Consider the following 14724-nt stretch of genomic DNA (forward strand, 5'->3'; position numbering starts at 1 on the left):
TCGTGCTGGGCCGTCTGCCCATTACACTGACTGCCCATTGGGGCCTGGAACCCGACCATGCACGATCTGGACGACCAACAATGGCGCGAGCTGCTGCAACGCCTGCGCCGCTTCGCCCTGTGGCTGACCCGCGAGCCCGGCGGCGCCGACGATCTGGTCCAGGCCACGGTCGAGCGTGCCCTGAGCCGCCGTGGCCAGCAGCGCGATGCCGACAGCCTGCGCCCCTGGCTGTTCACCATCCTTTACCGGCTGTTTCTCGACGGCAAGCGCCGTGAGCGCCTGCATGCCCGTTGGCTTACCTGGTTCGGTCGGGGCCAGGCCGAGGAGCCGGCCGGTGGCGAGATCGAGAGCATTGTCCTGGCCCAAGCCGACTTGCGCGCCTTCGCCCGGCTGTCGGCGGAGCAGCGGGCCCTGTTGTTGCTGGTCAGCGTCGAGGGCCTGAGCTACAAGGAGGCGGCCGACACCCTCGGCATTCCCATCGGCACGGTGATGTCGCGCCTGTCGCGCGCCCGCGCCGCCTTGCGTGAACTGACCGAGGGCAACCCCACGCCCCCGGCCTTGCGGAGACTCAAATGACACGCCTGATCCCCACCGAGCACGAGTTGCACGCCTATGTCGACGAGCGCCTGGAGCCGGCGCGCCGGGTCGAGGTCGAGGCGTGGCTGGCGGCCAATCCACAGGAGGCGGCGCGAATCGAGGCATGGCGCGGCGATGCCCGACGCCTGCGGGCGGCCCTGGCGGGCTTCGGCGAGCAGCCCAGCGACCCGGCGCTGGACCTGGCGCCCTTGCGTCGCCGCCTGCGCCAGCGCCGGCAATGGCGCCTGGCACAGGCGGCGGCGCTGTTGCTGGCGGTAAGCCTGGGCGGCCTGGGCGGCTGGCAGGCGCGTGAGGCGACGCTGTTCGCCGGCATGCTGCCCATGGCCGACGCGGTAGAGGCCCACCGGCTGTTCGCCGACGCGGCCGCGCTGGATATCCAGGCCAGCGATCCGAAGCGGCTGCAGGAATGGCTGGGGCGTCATTTCAACCGTGTCGGCCAGCTGCCGGACCTGTCCGGTTATGGCCTGCAGCCGGTCGGCGCGCGCCTGCTGAGCAACGAGGCGGGGCCAGCGGCGCTGCTGGTGTTCCAGGACCGTCAGGGGCAGCGCATCAGCCTGTTCCTGCGTTCGCCCGGCGAGCATTTCGAGCGCATGCCCAGCGGCCAGCGCACCGACGGCCAGTTGCAGGCCCGCTACTGGTCCCATGGCGACTACAACTTTGCCCTGGTCAGCGCGGCGGATGACGCTCGCGGCGAGTCGTTGCGCCGGACGCTGGGTATCAGCCTGTAGGCAGGTCGAGGCCGGCGCATCGACCTGCACGGTTTCAGACCGTGCGCAGGCGGGCCTTTTCCACTTGCTGCATTTCCACGCCGTCGAGCAATGCCTCGACCACCGCCTTGGCCGCATCCAGCCCGTGATCGTTGCCCAGCAGCAGGTCGTGGCAGGTGCCGGTCGCCAGTTCCATGGCCTTGAGGTTGGTGGCGAACGCGCCCTTGAGCAGGGTGGACAGGTGCACCAGTGCGTCTTCGAAGTCCACGCCTTCGCGCACGGCGAACAGGGAAGGGTGGCTGCATTCGCAGTTGCCGAAGCTGGAGTGCGCCGTGGTGGCGCGGAACGGAGGATCAGGTAAGCCTTTTGTCATTGTGTCGCTCCTTGATTCAATGGAGCCGCCACAGTTCGCTACCAAACGAATGGTGACGGCTGAACGCAGGTTGGTAGACCGGGAATCAAGGAAACCGGCGCGCACGGGGGCGCCCTGCGCACAGCCGCCATTGAACGAAACAGCGGACACAAAAAAGCGCCGACTGAATCGTAGAGCGGGCGCTTGTGCGCCTTGATTGATCGCGGGCTACCAAACCCGGCTGCTGGACTTACAGCAACGCGCAAAGGTTACCGGGCTCGGATAACCGTTTCAAGGCACGTTCATGTATGGATACACTTCGCGTACTTCTACCCACACAAGGATGTGCATGATGTCCGAACCCTCCAACCTGCTGGCCTTCGCCCTGATCAGCCTGGGCATGGTGCTGACCCCGGGCCCCAACATGATCTACCTGATTTCCCGCTCCATCTGCCAGGGGCGTGGTGCCGGGTTGATCTCGCTGGCGGGGGTGGCCCTGGGTTTCGTCTTCTACATGCTCTGCGCCGCGCTGGGCATCACCGCCCTGGTCATGGCCGTGCCGTTCGCCTACGACGCACTGCGCATCGGCGGTGCGCTGTACCTGCTGTACCTGGCCTGGCAGGCGCTGCGCCCGGGTGGACGCTCGCCGTTCCAAGTCCGCGACCTGCCGGCGGACAGCCCGCGCCGGCTGTTCATGATGGGCTTTCTGACCAACCTGCTGAACCCCAAGATCGCGGTCATGTACCTGTCGCTGATGCCGCAGTTCATCGAGCCCGGCCACGGCAGCGTGCTGGCGCAGTCGCTGGTGCTGGGCGGCACGCAGATCGCCATCAGTGTCACGGTCAACGCGCTGATTGCGTTGATGGCCGGCTCCATTGCCGTGTTCCTGGCCGGCAGGCCGGTGTGGCAGCAGGTCCAGCGCTGGCTGATGGGCACGGTGCTGGCGGCGCTGGCGCTGCGCATGCTGGCCGAAGGGCGCCGCTGATCGTCGGCGTCAATCTGATGGAACGTTTTGCCAGCGGGCGATTTCTTACCCTCATAGGAAAGAAAACGTGCCCGGGACTGCCGAGACATGAAAGTGCGCCAGCAGAGCAAGACCGTCAACCTGCAAGCACTGCCGAGCTTTCTGGACGGCGGTGGCGAAGTCAGCTGCCTGTTGCAGGCGATGGACTGGCGGCAATCCCCGCTCGGGGCGCCGGACAGCTGGTCGCCCGTGCTGCAGTCGGTGGTGGCCATGCTGCTGCCGGCGCAGGCGCAGATTGTGTTGTTCTGGGGGCCGCAGTACATCGCGCTGTACAACGATGCCTACGGGCCAACCATCGGCAGCAAGCATCCCGGGGCGCTGGGCCGGCCTGGGCAGGAGCATTGGAGCGAACTGTGGGACGATCTCGAGCCGCTGTTGCGCGGGGTGCGTGAAACCGGCATAACCTTTTCGGCGCGGGACCGGCCGTTCTATATCGAACGGCATGGGTTGGGTGAAACCGCCTTTTTCGACGTCTCCTACTCCGCTGTGCGCGAGGCTGACGGTGGGGTGGGTGGTGTATTGTGCATCGTCACCGACACCACCGAGCGGGTACGTTTCCAGCAACGCCAAGCGTTTCTCCAGGAGCTGCGCCAGGCCTTGCCAGGCCTGGGCGAGGCCGAGCGCATCGAGGCCCACGCGGTGCGCCGGCTGGGTGAGGAGTTGGGCGCGGCGCGGGTCTGTTTCGGTGAGGACCTGGGCGATGGCCGGCGCTACCGGGTCGCCCAGGAGTGGGCCACCGAGGTGCCCTCGATGGTCGGCTTGAACCGGTATTCGGCCCTGGACCCGGTGTTGCACGAGGCGCTGCTGGCCGGTCAGGCGGTGCAGCGCAACTATGAGCCAAGCAAGAGCGCACCGGCACGGTTCAAGGGCTTGTGTGCGACATTGCACGTGCCGGTGCTGCGCGCCGAGCGCCTGGAGGCGGTGCTCGCGGTGCATTTCCATACCCCCCATGCCTGGGCCGAGAGCGAGTGCCTGCTGGTTCAGGAGGCCGCCCGCCAAGTCTGGTCGGCGGTCACCCATGCCCGCGCCGAGCGCGCCTTGCATGCACTCAACGAAAACCTGGAAGACCGGGTGGCCAAGATGCTTGCCCAGCGCGAAGCGTCGCTGTCGCTACTGCACGAAGCGCGCAAGATGGAGATGATTGGCCAGCTCTCCGGGGGCATCGCCCACGACCTCAACAACATGTTGACGCCGATCATCGCCTCCCTCGAACTGCTGCGCCGCCATCCTCAGTCGGAGCGCGCCGAGCGCCTGATCGATGGCGGCCTGCAGGCGGCCGAGCGGGCGCGCAACCTGGTCGGGCGCCTGCTCAGCTTTGCCCGGCGCCAGACCCTCAAGCCCACGACGGTATCGCTGGCGGCGCTGGTGGAGGAAATGCGAGAGCTGATCGTCCGCTCGTTGGGGCCTACCATTGCCATCGAGGTCAGTGTCGAGGCGGCGTTGCCAGGCGTGCTGGTGGATCCGCACCAGCTGGAGCTGGCGTTGCTGAACCTGGTGGTCAACGCCCGCGATGCCATGGGCGAGGGTGGCAAACTGACCATACGTGCCGGTCTCGACGGCGACGGTACGCCGAGGCCACCCGGCCTGCAGACAGGCCCGTTGGTGTGGCTGCAGGTTGCCGATAACGGCTGCGGCATGAGCGAGGACGTGCTGACGCATTGCATCGAGCCATTCTATTCGACCAAGGGCGTCGGCCGCGGCACCGGGCTGGGGCTGCCCATGGTGCAGGGCCTGGCGTTGCAGTCCGGCGGTGGCTTTGGCATTCGCTCCCGGGTAGGCGGGGGCACCGAAGCGACCCTGTGGCTGCCGGCCAGCGAGCAGGACGCGGTAGATGAAGTGGCCATGCCGGTCGAGGTCTCGCGGGCGCGACGCCCGACGCGCGTGCTGCTGGTGGATGACGAGCCGCTGGTGCGCCAGGCCACGCTCCTGCAACTGCGTGCCCTGGGGTACGAGGTGACCGAGGCCGAGGGCCCGGCCCAGGCCCTGGCGTTGCTGGACAAGGGGCTGTTGCCCGATGTGCTGCTGACCGACCATGTCATGGCCGAAACCACCGGCGTGCGTTTCGCCCAGCAGGTGCGCGAGCGGCTGGCGCAACTGCCGGTGTTGATCATCACCGGCTACGCCAACCTGACGCCACACGAGCTGCATGGCTTCGAGGTGCTGCGCAAGCCATTTCGCCAGGACGAGCTGGGACAGAGCCTGGCGCGACTGCTCAAGTCCTAGCCAACACATCCCCGAGCATCTGGCACACCTGTTCGGCCGAATAGGGCTTGGCCAGGAAGGCGAAACCCTGGTGGCCACCCTCGGCGATCGCCTCGCTGTAGCCGGAGGTGAGGATCACCGGTAGCTGCGGCTGGCTGTGACGCAGCTCCCTGGCCAGGGCAAGGCCGCCCATGCCCGGCATGACCACGTCGGAGAACACCGCATCGAATCCGCCCCGGGCGGCCGCGAGCTGGGCCAGCGCGTCCTCGGCCGAGGTCGCCCAACTGATCTGGTAGCCATGGTCGCGCAGAATCTGCGCGGTGAAACTGCCGACATCCGGGTTGTCCTCCACCACCAGGATGCGCTTGCGGTCGCCCTGTGGCGCCAGCTGCGCGGTCACGCCGGGCTCCTCGGCGTCAGGCTGGGACACCTGTGGCAGGTACAGGGTGAAGGTGGTGCCTTGTCCTTCGACGCTGACCACCCGCACATCGCCACCGGACTGCTTGACGAAGCCGAACACCTGCGACAGGCCCAGGCCGGTGCCCTGTCCGGAGGCCTTGGTGGTGAAGAACGGGTCGAAGATGCGCTCCAGCAGGTGCGGGGCGATGCCCACGCCGCCGTCGATCACCGAGATCGCCGCGAAGCGGTCGTCCTGTGCCGGCTGGCCGCGAATCTCAGGCAAATGCTGGTCGCCTTCAAGGCGCAGGCGCAAGGTGCCGACCCCGGCCATGGCGTCGCGGGCATTGATCATCAGGTTGATTACCGCGGTTTCCAGTTGGCCGAGATCGGCATGCACATGGCAGGGCGTGTCGGGCAACTCCAGGCTGACCTGGATACGTGCGCCAGTGGCGGTGTCGAGCATCTCGGCCATGGCCTTGAGCTGTGGGCCAGCATCGAACACCTGCGGGCTGAGGGCCTGGCGCCGGGCAAAGGCGAGCAGTTGCCCGGTGAGCTTGGCGCCGCGGTCGACGGTGTCGGACACGATCTTGAAATAGCGGCTGCGGCGCGTTTCGTCGAGATCCGGGCGCTGCAGGAAGTGGAGGGAAGAGCGAATGATGGTCAGCAGGTTATTGAAATCGTGGGCCACGCCTCCGGTCAGCTGGCCGATGGCCTCGAGCTTCTGGGCCTGGCGCAGCACGGCCTCGGTGTGCAGGAGCTGCTCGGTACGCTCCTCCACACGTTGTTCGAGGGTGGCGTTGAGCGCCTCCAGGGCCGTCAGCGCCTCGCGCACCTGTGCGTTGGCCTGGACTCGCTGGATATGTGCCCAGCAGCGTCCGGTCACCTCGTTGAGCAGGGTCTGTTCGTAGCGGGTCCAGGTCCTTGGCAGCTTGTCGTGGATGGCCATCAGTGCGGTCAGGCGGCCTTCCTTGATCAATGGCATGCAAAGTGTCGCGGTGATGCCGATGGCCTGGAACGTCGCCGATTCGCAGGCCGGCAACTGCGTGAGGTTGTCGTTGATCACCAGCCCCAGTCCGGCGCGCAGGCGGCTGACGGCCAGCTCGCCGAAGTCGCCCAGGCGATATCGGCCGAGCTGGCGTGGTGAGCCAGGCGCGACCCAGTCGCCGCAGATGGTGAAGCCGTCCTGGTCAGGGTCCATAACGGCGTAGGCGCAGCTTGAAAGGTGCAGGTGCTCGCCCAGCAGGCGCGTGGTGATAGCCATGATCCGCTCCGGATCTGTGGCATTGGCCGCCGCTCGGCTGAGGGTGTCAAGAAAGTTCAGGCGTTGGTTGGCGACCACGCTGGCGGTGGTCTCGGTGACCGTGTCGATCATGCCGACCACCTGGCCGTCATGGTCGCGAATGGGGCTGTAGCAGAACGTGAAGTAGGCGCGCTCCGGGCTGCCGTGGCGCTCGATCAGCAGGGGAAAGTCCTCTATGTACACGGCTTCGCCATCGAGGGCGCGTTGTGCCAGGTGGCGGATATCGCTCCAGGCTTCCTGCCAGACCGCGCTGAAGGGGCGGCCCAGGGCCGAGGGCTTGTTGCCGAGGATCTCGCTGAAAGCATCGTTGTGCAGGGTGATCAGCTCGTCGCCCCAGAGCACGGCCTGGGGAAAGCGCGAGGCCAGGCACAGGGCGACCGTGGTCTTGAGCACGTCAGGCCAGCTGGCCAGGGGGCCCAGGGGGGTAGACGACCAGTCGTGGTTGCGGATGCGCTCGGCCATGAGGCCGCCGCCGTCGAGCCATTTCGCCATGAGCGGTGCGGGTCCTTGTGCGTGAGAGCATCAGGGTGCACCGAGACGCGGCGCTTGGCGAGGGATTTTGTATGGGCCGTGCTGGCCCGCTTCCACTGATGCCGGCGTTCAATTGTGGGAGCGGGCTTGACCCAAGAGGCTATTCAGACCTTGAACTGCGCGATCAGGCCGTTCAGCTCCAGCGCCAATTGCGACAGGTCCTGGGCCGAGGCGCTGGTCTGGTTGGCCCCGGTCGTTGTCTGCAGCGCCAGGTCGCGGATGTTCACCAGGTTGCGATCCACTTCGCGCGCCACCTGGGCCTGTTGCTCCGTGGCACTGGCGATCACCAGGTTGCGCTGGTTGATCGAGGCGATGGTCCGGGCGATGAGCTCCAGGGCCTGACCGGCCGCTTGCGCCACCTCCAGGGTACCGCTGGCGCGGCCCTGGCTGCTGTGCATGGCGCTGACCGCACGCTCGGTGCCGCCCTGGATACCCCCGATCATCTGCTCGATTTCGGCGGTCGACTGTTGGGTGCGATGTGCCAAGGCACGCACCTCGTCGGCAACCACCGCAAAACCACGACCGGCCTCACCGGCGCGAGCGGCTTCGATGGCGGCGTTGAGGGCCAGCAGGTTGGTCTGTCCGGCGATCGAACCGATCACATCCAGTACCCGGGTAATCTCGTTGGCGCTGTTGGCCAATTGTTCGATCTCTTCCGCCGTGCCGGTGACATCGTCGACCAGGTGCTGGATCGAGGCGAGTGCCTGGTTGACCTGGTCTCGGCCTTCACGGGTGGCCTGGTCGGCGCCCTGTGAGGCCTCGGCAGTGCTCACGGCATTGCTTGCCACTTCCTCGACGGCGCTGGTCATCTGATTGACCGCTGTGGCGGCCTGGTCTATCTCGGTGCTTTGCTGCTGCAGGCCGCGGCTTGTGTCCTCGGTGACGGTGTGCAGCTCTTCGGAGGCCGAAGCCAGACGATCGGAGGACGCGGCGATCTTGCCGATGGTCTCGCGCAGGCTCTGTTGCATGCGCCGCAGGGCGTGCAGCAGCATCGCCGGCTCGTCGTGGCCGACCACCGCGATCTTTTGGGTCAGGTCACCGGTGGCGATACCCTCGGCCACGGCAACGGCCTCGGTCAGGGGCGCAACCAAACTGCGGGTGAACAGCACGGCGATGACGACCAGTACCAGGATGATCAGCACCAGTGAAACGACGAGTACGCGGAAGGCATCGTCGCCGACATCGCTGCTTCGTTGTGAGGCGGCTTGCGCACCTCGGTAGTTGAAGGCCACCAATGCCGCCATTGTCTCCATCATCTGGTCGGCCCGCTGGAGCAGCGGGCCGCTGATCTGTCGCCTGGCTTCAGCCATGCGGCCCTCGCTGATGTGTCCCAGTACCTGCTGCTGCAGGTCGGCGTACCGTTTGCGCGCCGCGATGAAGGCATTGAACAGGGCACGGTCCTCTTCTCCGTCGATAGTCGCCTCGTACGCCCGCAGGCTCTGGCGCAAAGCCTCGTCGATGCGGTTGAGCAACTGGATGCTAGCCCCCTCGCTGGTGCCATCCTCCAAGGCTGTGCGCAGGGTGGCGGCGCGTTCCTGGGTGAGGCTGGCGCCGACCTCGTTGAGTGCGATCACAGCCGGAAGCCAGTTGATACGGATTTCGTCGGTGGCGCTGTCCATCTGCTGGGTCTCATAGAGCGCGACGCTTCCCATGGACAGGACGAGAGCAGCCAGTAGGGTGAACAGGCAGGCTGCCCGTTTGCCGATTTTCATGTCTCGTAGAAGCATTGATGTTCCTTGATGTAAGAGAAATGCGTACATCAAGAGCATGATGGGATCTTGTGGGGGGCGAGTAGTCGGCGGGTATCACACCGTGTAACGGTTTTTTCCTATTTCTCACTCGCGTGAAACCCGCTGTAGGCGTGATCGCGGGACCCGCCATCGGGGCCCGCGATGCTGTCCGAGACGCTTCAGACCTTGAACTGCGCCACCATCGCGTTCAGTTCCACCGCCAGGCGCGACAGGTCCTGTGCCGCCGCGCTGGTCTGGTTGGCGCCGGCCGAGGTCTGCATTGCCAGGTCGCGGATGTTCACCAGGTTGCGGTCCACCTCCCGCGCCACCTGGGCCTGCTGCTCGGAGGCGGTGGCGATGACCAGGTTGCGCTGGTTGATGGTGGCGATCGCTTCGGCGATCAGCTCCAGCGCCTGACCGGCCGACTGCGCCACGGTCAGGGTGCCGCTGGCGCGACCCTGGCTGTTGTGCATGGCGCTGACTGCGCGTTCGGTGCCAGTCTGGATGCCGTCGATCATCTGTTCGATTTCAGCGGTGGACTGCTGGGTGCGATGGGCCAAGGCGCGCACCTCGTCGGCGACCACGGCGAAGCCGCGGCCGGCCTCACCGGCGCGTGCAGCCTCGATGGCAGCGTTGAGTGCCAGCAGGTTGGTCTGCCCGGCGATGGCGCCGATTACATCCAGCACCTGGCTGATCTGGTTGGCGTGGCTGGCCAGTTGCTCGATCTCCCCGGAGGTACCGGTCACGTCATCGACCAAGTGCTGGATCGAGGCCAGCGCCTGGTTGACCTGGTCGCGACCATCACGAGTGGTGCGATCTGCGCCCTGGGAGGCGTCGGCGGTGCTCACGGCGTTGCTCGCTACTTCTTCGACGGCGGCGGTCATCTGGTTGACCGCGGTGGCGGCCTGGTCGATCTCGGCGCTCTGCTGGTGCAGGCCGCGGCTGGTGTCTTCGGTGACGGTGTGCAGCTCTTCGGAGGCCGAGGCCAGCTGATCGGAAGACGCGGCAATCCTGCGCAGGGTGTCGCGCAGGCTATGCTGCATGCGGCTCAGGGCGCCCAGCAGCAAGGCCGGCTCGTCGCGGCCGAGCACGACGATCTCGCGGGTCAGGTCGCCGGTGGCGACCTGCTCGGCCACGGCAACGGCGTCGGCCAGGGGCACGACGATACTGCGAGTGAGGAGAGTGGCGATGCCGATCAGCGCCAGGGTGATCACGGCAATGGCGGCGATGATCAGGCTGAAGGCTTCGTCGGAGGCCGCGCTGCTGCGCAGCGAGGCTTGCTCGGCGCCCTTGGTGTTGTAGTCGACCAGCGCGGCCAGGGCTTTCATCATGCTGTCGGCGTACTCGGCCAGCGGGCCGTTGACCAGGCGTCGGGCCTCGTCCAGTCGGTCATTGCCGGCGGCGGCGCGGATGGCTTGCTGCAATGCGTGATAGCGTTCGCTCAGGCCCATGAAGGTGTCGAACAGGGCGCGGTCATCCGCAGCGTTGATGGTGCGCTCGTAAGCCTTGAGGTCGCTCTCGAGCTGCTGGTTGATCTGGACGATCTTGTCCAGGGTGGCGTGGCGGGCGCTGCTGCTGTCCTCCAGGACACTGCGCAGGGTCAGGGCGCGGGCCCGGCCGAGGTTGCTGCTGACCTCGCCCAAGGCGAGTACGGAGGGCATCCAGGTGAGACGGATTTCGTCGGTGGCGCTGTCCATCCGCCGGGTTTCGTAGAGGGCGATCAGGCCCAGGGCCAGGACCAGGACCCCGAGCAGGGTGAACATTCCTGCTGCCCGAATACCGATCTTCATGTTCCGTAACTGCATGCGACGCTCCTTGACGGTGGCTGGCAGGCGTCAAGAGCGCGGACTGACCGGGCTCGGCTGGAAAGGCTCTCGATGCACTGCGAAAGGGGTTATATCCTCACGGTTCATGTTGTTTTTTCTGAATGATGACATAACGCCACTATTATTGACCAGTCGTTCAATGTAATGACGCATGCAAACAGGCCCGTCACTTCTGGGACGGGCCTATTATTTTCGTTCATGCGACGATCGGAATCAGCGGGTCAGCCGCCGCCAGGGCCTGGGCGCGGTCAGCGGCTGGTGGGTAGATCCATACCGAGTTGATCTGGCGCTTTAGGTCCTTGCCTTCCTGGCCCTGCAGCTTCAGTTCGCGGGTCCAGCCTTCGCTGTACGCGGCGCCCCAGTCGCCAAGATCCAGGCAGGTGACGTACTTGGGCTGGCGGTACGCCACCGGCGCCACGCCCAGCAGGTCGGCCATGGCGTTGTTGCCGCTGTGGCGGCCCATGGGGATGGCGTGCTGGCAGGTCATCAGGGCGTGGTTGCCCAGTTCGTCCACCGCGGCCCAGGCCATGTCGCCGGTGGCGTAGATGTGCGTCTGGCCGATCACCTTGAGGTGTTCGTCGACCCGCAGGCGACCGAAACCGTCACGCTCGCCGGCCACCTGCGCGGTCAGCGGGCTGGCCTTGACGCCGGCAGTCCAGATCACGGTCTTGCTGGCGATGTACTCGCCGTTGTCCAGGGTCACGCCGCCAGCATCCACCGCCATCACCGAGGTGCCGGTCAGCCATTCGACACCCGCCTGTTCGCTGGCGGCGACAATGGCCGGGGTGATTCCGGCGCCGAGGGCGGCACCGACGCTGGCGCCACGGTCGATCAGCACCACGCGGGCATTGCCTTCACCGAGGATGGCGCGCAGGCGCGACGGCATCTCGGTGGCGGTCTCGATGCCAGTGAAGCCGCCGCCGCAGACCACCACGGTGTTGCGTGCCGGCGAGGCGGGGAGGCTGGCCAGGCCGTGCAGGTGCTGTTCCAGGCGCATGGCCGATTCCATCTGGTCGACATCAAAGCTGTGCTCGGCCAGGCCCGGCACGGCGGGGCGGGCCACCTGGCTGCCGGCGGCGAGAATCAGACGGTCGTAGGCGAGCTGCTGCGGCAGGCCATCGGCATCGCGATAGCCGACCTGGCGGGCAGCACTGTCGATGCTGTCGGCGGTGCCATGGATGAATTCCACGCCCACCACGTCGAACAGTGCCTCCAGCGGTGCCTGCATGGCGTGGACAGCGGCTTCGTAGAAGCGTGGACGGATGCGCAGTTGCGGCTGTGGGGCGAGCACGCTGATGCGCACGTCGTCGCGCTGGGCCTGGTCAAGCAGGCGGGCGGCGCTCAGGGCGCTCCAGACACCGGCAAAGCCGGCACCGATGATCAGGATACGAGAGGTCATGTAGGTGCTCCGCAAGGGTAGGAAAAAGGGCTTCGATGAGGCGTTCACAGCCTGCCGCATAACTACGACTTTATTGGTCGTAGTTTTATTCGGCAAGTGTTTTTTTCCGGAGCGTGTTTTCGCAAGCGTTGATGTATCGGCTGTAGCTAGCGTGTTTATTGGCTTATGTGGGGGTGTTGATGTACTTGTGCGGCGACGACCGGCTTTGCCTGTCATCAATGAAGAGCGTACTATTTGCGACAGATTTGGTCGGAGATTGATATGTCCCTTTACAGCGCCGGCGTCGAATACGGCATCCACTGCCTGCTATTTTTGGTGGACGAGCGCGGCGATAGTCGCGAGTCCAGCGTGCGCGACCTGGCTGAGTTGCAGGGCGTACCCCAGGAATACCTGGCCAAGGTTTTTACCAAGCTGGCTCGTGCCGGACTGGTGGCGGCGACCGAAGGCGTGCGCGGTGGCTTCCGTCTGGCGCGACCCTCCGACGAGATCACCGTGCTGGATATCGTCACGGCTATCGACGGGCCGAAGAAACTCTTCGATTGCCGGGAGATCCGCGAGCGTTGCGCGGTGTTCGAAGGCACCGCGCCGACCTGGGCCACCGAAGGCACCTGCGCGATCCATGCGGTGATGCTGGGGGCGCAGAAGCGCATGGAGGAGGCGCTGGCCCAGCAGACCATCCTCGACCTGGCGCGGCGTTTCGGGCGCAAGGCGCCCGCCGAGTTCGGGCAGAAGGTCAATGACTGGATGAGCGAGCGGCGCGACGGCAAGGGCGGTGCCGGGGAGATTCCGTTGCAGACCGTCTGACGACTGGGGTCGGTTTGGCGGCGCAACGGAAAATTATACTCAACCTCAAGGTAAATCCTTGGCTGGGCGATCGGCGCGTAGGCGTCAAGCCGAGGTAAGCTGGCAGAAAAGATCCCGCGAGAGGTCAACGTGGCTTCCTATACCTTGCGCCAACTCAGATACTTCGTCACCACGGTGGAGGCCGGCAGCGTCGCCGAGGCCTCGCGCCAGCTGTATATCGCCCAGCCGTCGATTTCCACTGCGATCAAGAGCCTGGAAGAGAGCTTCGGCGTGCAGCTGTTTATCCGCCATCACGCCCAGGGCGTGTCGCTGACGCCCAGCGGCAAGCGCTTCTACGCCAAGACCCGGGCCCTGCTGCAAATGGCCCATGAGTTCGAGCAGAACGCCTTGGCCGACAACGACACGGTGGCCGGGCAGATCGACATCGGCTGTTTCGAGACCGTGGCGCCTTTGTACCTGCCGCGGCTGATCGCCGGTTTCCGCCAGCGTTATCCGGGGGTGGATATCCGCCTGCGCGACGGCGAACAGCAGGACCTGATCCAGGGCTTGACGGCGGGCACTTTCGATCTGGCGTTCCTCTACGACCATGATCTGGACGGCACCATCGAAACCGAGCCGCTGATGCCGGCGCAGAAACCCTATGTGCTGCTGCCGGAAAAGCACCGTTTTGCAGGGCAAACCCAGGTATCGCTGCGCGACCTGTGCCCGGAGCCGATGATCCTGCTCGATGTGGCACCAAGCCGCACCTACTTCGTCAGTCTGTTCAATGAGCTGGGACTGACGCCGAACATTGTCTTCAGTTCGCCGTCCATCGAAATGGTCCGGGGCATGGTGGGGCAGGGCTTCGGCTTCTCGTTGCTGGTGACCCGGCCGCACTCCGAGTTTACCTATGACGGGCAGCGCCTGGTGACCCTCGACATCACCGAGCCCGTGGCCCTGTCGGGCTTGGCGGCGGCGCACCTCAAGCGGGTGCAGCTGACCAAACCGGCGCAATTGTTCGTGGAGTTCTGCCGTGAGGAGCTGGCGCAGCTGTAGGTGGCGACCACCCGTCGCGAAGTTGACGTTGACGATCGAACGTCGACCTGCCGGTGCTTTCTTCCACTAAGGTGCTAGAGGTACTTCGACGAAGTCATTGCCTGGGCGAATGGACCTGTACCCAGGCATGGGCAATATCAATTGGCGACACGCTAGTCGAGGGCGTACCACACCCAACAGGCCATCCAGTACAGAGAGGGTCGTACCATGTCGTTGATTGGCGTTTCAATGCTTGAGATGCGGCAGATGATCGAACAGGCCTGCCTGCCTGACCGCTGCGAGGTGAGCTGCCCGGACGGCGAACACCTTACCATTCGCCTGGGACAGGGCGAGAGCCTGGACAGCTGCCTGACCGTGACCGGCGTGCCTGTGGCCAGTCTCAATTCCTGCCATGATTTGTTGGGATTGGTCGCTCGTGTGAAAGCACAGCGTGACGTTCAGCCAAGTGTGCGTAAGGCTATCGCTTAGCGTAAGGTTTATTGCAGCTCAAGTAGCAGGTTGATTCCGCCATCGCCGCATTTGACGGAGTCGCGGACCAATCCGCGGTAGCTACGCCCCTCCCAGGCGAAGGCGACACTGTGGGCCTTTTCCATCTTCACCGGCAAAGGTGGTTGGATATGCAGGCGCAAAGCTGCGCGGCCTTGTAGATTGATGGCCGCCAACTGAACCTGGCATTCGGCGCGCTGGGCCATCGGTCCGAACAGGGTATCGCGGACGAAGTCCAGTTCCAGCAAGACGCAGGGGGCGCGGCAGGGCATCTTCATGGTGGCTTTCCGGGGGCAGAGGCATACCTCGAACGTTGGAAGCTTAAAAGCACA

Annotated in this window: 13 protein-coding genes; 7 read left to right on the plus strand and 6 right to left on the minus strand. The window is 65.5% G+C overall.

Features of this window, described 5'->3' with window-relative positions; genetic code table 11:
* The first annotated feature begins 57 nt into the window (after positions 1-57).
* Together K5H97_RS12135 and K5H97_RS12140 are read left to right on the plus strand one after the other, a co-directional pair.
* A complete protein-coding gene (locus tag K5H97_RS12135) occupies positions 58-576 on the plus strand; it encodes a sigma-70 family RNA polymerase sigma factor (protein ID WP_028689388.1) in 519 nt (172 codons plus the stop codon).
* Complete coding sequence (locus K5H97_RS12140) at positions 573-1325, plus strand: anti-sigma factor family protein (RefSeq protein WP_028689389.1); 753 nt, start codon at positions 573-575, stop codon at positions 1323-1325. Before K5H97_RS12135 ends, K5H97_RS12140 begins: the two co-directional genes overlap by 4 nt.
* A 34-nt stretch (positions 1326-1359) precedes the next feature.
* On the opposite strand, the gene K5H97_RS12145 is transcribed toward K5H97_RS12140, so the two are convergent.
* Positions 1360-1593 (minus strand): hypothetical protein, encoded by a 234-nt coding sequence (locus tag K5H97_RS12145; protein ID WP_028689390.1) that lies wholly within the window; start codon positions 1591-1593, stop codon positions 1360-1362.
* A 415-nt stretch (positions 1594-2008) separates the two neighbouring features.
* On the opposite strand from K5H97_RS12145, the gene K5H97_RS12150 reads away from it, so the two are divergent.
* Together K5H97_RS12150 and K5H97_RS12155 are read left to right on the plus strand one after the other, a co-directional pair.
* A complete protein-coding gene (locus K5H97_RS12150) occupies positions 2009-2641 on the plus strand; it encodes a LysE family translocator (protein ID WP_028689391.1) in 633 nt (210 codons plus the stop codon).
* Between the two features lie 87 nt (positions 2642-2728).
* On the plus strand, positions 2729-4903 hold the full coding sequence (locus tag K5H97_RS12155) for an ATP-binding protein (RefSeq protein WP_028689392.1): 2175 nt from the start codon (positions 2729-2731) through the stop codon (positions 4901-4903).
* Here the strand turns inward: K5H97_RS12155 and K5H97_RS12160 are convergent.
* The 4 genes from K5H97_RS12160 to K5H97_RS12175 all read right to left on the minus strand — a co-directional run bounded on the left by K5H97_RS12160 (position 4893) and on the right by K5H97_RS12175 (position 12067).
* Positions 4893-7073, minus strand: a complete 2181-nt coding sequence (locus tag K5H97_RS12160; RefSeq protein WP_028689393.1) for an ATP-binding protein — start codon at positions 7071-7073, stop codon at positions 4893-4895. The genes K5H97_RS12155 and K5H97_RS12160 overlap by 11 nt on opposite strands.
* A 143-nt stretch (positions 7074-7216) precedes the next feature.
* Positions 7217-8839, minus strand: coding sequence for a methyl-accepting chemotaxis protein (locus K5H97_RS12165; RefSeq protein ID WP_028689394.1), 1623 nt, complete (start codon positions 8837-8839; stop codon positions 7217-7219).
* A gap of 182 nt (positions 8840-9021) precedes the next feature.
* Positions 9022-10647, minus strand: coding sequence for a methyl-accepting chemotaxis protein (locus K5H97_RS12170; RefSeq protein WP_028689395.1), 1626 nt, complete (start codon positions 10645-10647; stop codon positions 9022-9024).
* A gap of 217 nt (positions 10648-10864) precedes the next feature.
* Positions 10865-12067 (minus strand): NAD(P)/FAD-dependent oxidoreductase, encoded by a 1203-nt coding sequence (locus K5H97_RS12175; protein WP_028689396.1) that lies wholly within the window; start codon positions 12065-12067, stop codon positions 10865-10867.
* Positions 12068-12328: 261 nt separating this feature from the next.
* Here K5H97_RS12175 and K5H97_RS12180 point away from each other — a divergent pair, with 261 nt between their 5' ends.
* From K5H97_RS12180 to K5H97_RS12190, 3 genes are all read left to right on the plus strand, one after another.
* A complete protein-coding gene (locus K5H97_RS12180) occupies positions 12329-12871 on the plus strand; it encodes an RrF2 family transcriptional regulator (protein WP_028689397.1) in 543 nt (180 codons plus the stop codon).
* A gap of 129 nt (positions 12872-13000) precedes the next feature.
* Positions 13001-13906, plus strand: a complete 906-nt coding sequence (locus K5H97_RS12185; protein WP_028689398.1) for a LysR family transcriptional regulator — start codon at positions 13001-13003, stop codon at positions 13904-13906.
* Between the two features lie 207 nt (positions 13907-14113).
* On the plus strand, positions 14114-14374 hold the full coding sequence (locus K5H97_RS12190; protein WP_028689399.1) for a DUF1652 domain-containing protein: 261 nt from the start codon (positions 14114-14116) through the stop codon (positions 14372-14374).
* An 8-nt stretch (positions 14375-14382) separates the two neighbouring features.
* Here the strand turns inward: K5H97_RS12190 and K5H97_RS12195 are convergent, their stop codons facing one another.
* The gene (locus K5H97_RS12195; RefSeq protein ID WP_028689400.1) at positions 14383-14670 is read right to left on the minus strand and encodes a hypothetical protein; all 288 of its coding nucleotides are present in this window, start codon (positions 14668-14670) and stop codon (positions 14383-14385) included.
* Positions 14671-14724 lie beyond the last annotated feature (54 nt).

Source organism: Pseudomonas mosselii, from assembly GCF_019823065.1.
Classification (GTDB): Bacteria; Pseudomonadota; Gammaproteobacteria; order Pseudomonadales; family Pseudomonadaceae; genus Aquipseudomonas; species Aquipseudomonas mosselii.